The organism is Neobacillus drentensis, assembly GCF_036966985.1.
In the GTDB taxonomy this organism is placed as follows: Bacteria; Bacillota; Bacilli; order Bacillales; family Cytobacillaceae; genus Neobacillus; species Neobacillus drentensis_E.
In genome coordinates, this window is sequence record NZ_JBALSN010000065.1 from 41,961 (window position 1) to 45,849 (window position 3,889).

The 3,889-nt window shown below is 41.0% G+C and carries 4 protein-coding genes; 1 reads left to right on the forward strand and 3 read right to left on the reverse strand.

The window, feature by feature from the left end; all coding sequences use genetic code 11:
- Both V7659_RS04865 and V7659_RS04870 read right to left on the reverse strand, forming a co-directional pair.
- On the reverse strand, positions 1-1,176 hold a 1,176-nt coding region (locus V7659_RS04865; protein ID WP_335538492.1), incomplete at its 3' end, for an NTF2-like N-terminal transpeptidase domain-containing protein.
- Positions 1,177-1,458: 282 nt separating this feature from the next.
- The gene (locus tag V7659_RS04870; RefSeq protein ID WP_335538494.1) at positions 1,459-2,316 is read right to left on the reverse strand and encodes a M23 family metallopeptidase; all 858 of its coding nucleotides are present in this window, start codon (positions 2,314-2,316) and stop codon (positions 1,459-1,461) included.
- A gap of 160 nt (positions 2,317-2,476) precedes the next feature.
- Here V7659_RS04870 and V7659_RS04875 point away from each other — a divergent pair, with 160 nt between their 5' ends.
- On the forward strand, positions 2,477-2,893 hold the full coding sequence (locus V7659_RS04875; protein ID WP_335538496.1) for a VanZ family protein: 417 nt from the start codon (positions 2,477-2,479) through the stop codon (positions 2,891-2,893).
- Here the strand turns inward: V7659_RS04875 and V7659_RS04880 are convergent.
- Positions 2,859-3,889, reverse strand: a 1,031-nt coding sequence (locus V7659_RS04880) for a nuclease-related domain-containing protein (protein ID WP_335538498.1), incomplete at its 5' end; no start/stop codon positions are given. The two genes, V7659_RS04875 and V7659_RS04880, sit on opposite strands and share 35 nt — an antisense overlap.

Sequence of the window (3,889 nt, forward strand, 5' to 3'; positions counted from 1 at the left end):
TTCCTGCAGTGCCTTCCATTCAGCCGCCGAGAAGCCGAGCATCGCTTGATTTGGGTCAAATGAAGGTGTACTGACAAGCGCCAGCGTTTCCCCCGTCACAGGGTTTATAGCCGCTCCTGTGCCCGCTTCCTTGCCAAGTTGGTCATAGATTGCTGTCTGAACATCCACATCAATCGTCAGCTTCACCGTTTTTCCATCCTCAACTGGCTTTTCAGCGAGCACCTCCTTGCTACCATTCTTCTTGTTAATGGTAATCTTCACGCCAGGCTTGCCCTTTAACTGCTCGTCGTACACTTGCTCAAGTCCTCTTTTTCCAATCATATCATTACTTGTGTAACCCTTATCTTTAAGTTTTTCCAACTCGTCCGCTGAGATCGCCCCAACATATCCAATAAGTTGTGCCGCAGCTTTATCATACGGATAAATCCGAGCCTCCACCTTTCGCGTTTGTACCGGCTCGAGTGCAATCAGCTGGGCAATCCGTGCCTCATCCTCCATTGACACCCGCTTCAACGGCACAAACAGTTCCGGCTTCACCCAACTTGCACTAATCGCCTTCTTAATCTGCTCAGGGCTCATTTTTAAAAGCGCGGATAACGGTTCTAGTACCTGGTCAGTCACCTTCCCTGCAACTACACCGACCTCATACACTTGGCCATTCACAGCCAGCCCGATCTCATTGCGGTCGAGAATTTCTCCTCTTATTGGCGCAGTCGTATCAATGCCAATTTTATCTCCCTCTTGCAATTTTGGGAAAATGAACCCTGTATTCCAGTCTACATACCAATTCTTCTTGTCGGCTCGCTCTTCTTTCTTTAAGTTAGCTTTGTGAGTGAATTGAATCGGTCCCGCCACGCTATTCATACTTGCCGTAAATGAATATTGAGCTTGTTCTTTTTCCGCCTGTTTATCTTCTTTTGGTTTCTTAAAGTTAATCTTGAGGTCTGTTATCTGAAGATCTTTGTAGATTTTTTGATAGCGGTTTGTAAATTCCTCTTTGGTGATTTTCTTCTTCGCATTATTAGAAAGATAATCATACATCTGATCAAACTTCTGCCCATTCCATAACGCTATGTACTTCGCAAAACGATCCTGCGGCGTCGGCTCCTTACTGCAGCCAGCCAGAACCGCCATCATCAGCAGCACCACCAGCATGGCCCCTACTAACTTCCTCAACAAAATCCTCTCCTTTAAAAAGTAACATTTGGTGTTTGGTGTTTAGTGTTTGGTGTCAGGCACCACAAAAAGACACTTTCTCCAATTTGTACACCATCAGCAGACACTGCTTACTACTTCTGGTGTCAGGCACCAATATTTATTATTATACCGTGGATATACAAAAAATGGTGTTTTGTCCATTTATTATGAGTAAAATATAATGCGAAATAGTGCGAATAAGTTTGAAATGAGTGCAAAAAAAAGAGGAAAGAATTCCCCTTCCCCTTTGTTACGTTATGATTATGAGTTTGTTTTTTCTGATGTGTTAGTAGAATTGTCATCCGCATTTTTATCTTGGTCAGAAGAGTTTTCTTGATCAAGAGAGTTTTCAGGATCTTCGATCATTTGCTCTTTTTCCTTCATTTGTGGAGTTTCTACTGATTCGCTTGCATTTTCATTCGAAAGTTTTGCTTCCTGTAAAGTGGTTAACGATTTGTTAAAATAGTCACTAGGGTTTACAGCAATTCCATCTTTACGAATTTCAAAATGTACATGTGTTCCAGCTTTTTCATTGAACAAGCTTTGTCCAGCCTTGGCAATAACTTGTCCCTGTTTTACCTCGTCGCCAACCTTGATCTTTATGTCTTTAACGGATTGATATTGTGTTACAATACCTTTGTCGTGTTCCAATTCAATGACATTCCCAAGGACTGCATCTTCTTCAACACGTGTAACAGTACCGCTTAGTGATGCAACAACATCAAACGATTCGCCGTCTTTCACGGTCACATCGATACCAGTATTTGGTTGGTAGGTATTGTTATAGAATACCAATGCCGCTTCCTGGTCTTCTGTTTTTCCGTTGAAATCATAGAATTTCGTTTTTACGACAGCTGCATCTGCATTTTCCACTGGCATTTTGAAGTCTTCGAATGTCTTGCTAACTTCAACAGCTGGCTCTTGACCCTTTTTACCAGCAATATCCGTGGATTTGTAATCGTATTTGTCTGACGCGTTGTTGCTTGTTTGATACCATAGTACCGCGGTCAAAATGATTGCTGCACTTGCAATATAAATGGCTGGAAATACCCAACGCTTTTTGAAAAAGCGTTTTACGCTGGAACTTTGAGAAGATCGCTTGTTTTCTTCCTCTCTCATTTTCATCACCTCAGCAATCATTCTGAACAGATAAGTAGAATTATATACACTAGTGAAAAAAATTTTTTTGAACTTATTTTTCGACAGTGATTAAGTTTTTATGCATGAAGTTGGAAAAATTATTTTCCGAGGAGAAAGTACCATTATAGGAGGAATTTTTATGAAAATCTTTAAGTGGGTATTGCGGGTGCTCCCGTTTGCCTATATGGCGGCCATTTTTATTATGTCGAGCCTGCCAGCCGACCATTTCGTTAAGCTGCCTGATTCCCAAATTGACCACACCATTAAGGAATCTTTACATTTAATAGAGTTTGCGATTTTGTATGTATTACTAGTGCTAGCGATGTTAACCCGCCGGGGAGCGTTCACGCCGGCCTTAAACATTGCCTGCGCCGTGTTCGCAGGTCTCTATGGTATCAGCGACGAAATCCACCAATCCTTCTATACCTACCGCTCCGCGTCCTGGTTTGACCTAGTCAAAGACTTCACCGGGATCTTGGTTTGCTTTTATTTTATTAGTGGGGCATTGTTTAAAGGGAAATTTAAGGGACTTGGTAAAGCACTTGGCCGTGTGTAGTTTTAGGAAAATAAATTCTGCCTTTTAATGTCCCTGTAAAGGCTAAGTTCATAGATTTAAGGATTTTATTTGCACTTTTAGGAGAGTCAATATGCAGATAACGTCTCAATTCTGAGTTTGTAATCGAGGGCTTGATTAAAAGAAAGTAATCGTTGATTGCTTGGATATGGGCTGTTTTTGATTTGCACTGACAATTCGGACAGACCCATGTTCCATATACATATTTCATGGATAAACAGTTACATCCTGGGCATTGAACACCTGGGAGGATGTCATTTTGGCATAAATGGTAGCGTTCTAGTAAATCGGGATTTTCCGGGGTATCATTGGTTAGCAGCAGCCGTTTAACCTTGTTCAGCTCTTTCTTATCAAGTTTCGCATGCGTATTTTGGCTGGCGATTTGCGAGATTTTTTCAATTAAACCTTCACCTTCACTATTTATTATGTTTGCCAGTATTGATTCATGTCCCGGATCCACACGAATCGTAGCCTTTTGATTACTATTTACAAAAAGATAGTGAATCGGAATGTCCAGACAATGATGCTCCTTCAGCCATTTTTTTAGTTTTAACGCCTGCATCCTGGCCTGTAAGACCGGATTCTTAATTCTTTCCTCGCTGCCGTTCACATGTAAAATAGTTTGGTTTAAGTATTTTTGAAAGAGGTATTCACCGGTACGGTTCTTTACTTCAAGAACTAGAGCAAATGCTGCTGTAAGGAGGAGAAAATCCATTTGGAAAAAGTATTTCCCTGACTTTAGGCGAATATTATGGAAAATAAGGTAGTTTGATTCAGGGAGCATACTTAGGTAGAACTCTAGTGATTTCTCTCCATGGTAACCTGCCATCCAGTTCTTATATTCTGTTAAAATGGTTGGCCGCATAGGGTGATTCTCTGCGACTCTTCTGAGTAGTGCCTCATATTTTTTAATTCTCAACGGAACTACACATTCTTTTACGAACAATTGCATCAGTCCTTTCTCTTTTTTTAAAAATT

Excerpts from the sequence above, each read along its gene's own strand:
- V7659_RS04870 (WP_335538494.1), bottom strand. The coding sequence starts at position 2,316 with ATGAGAGAGGAAGAAAACAAGCGATCTTCTCAAAGTTCCAGCGTAAAA.
- V7659_RS04875 (WP_335538496.1), top strand. The coding sequence starts at position 2,477 with ATGAAAATCTTTAAGTGGGTATTGCGGGTGCTCCCGTTTGCCTATATG.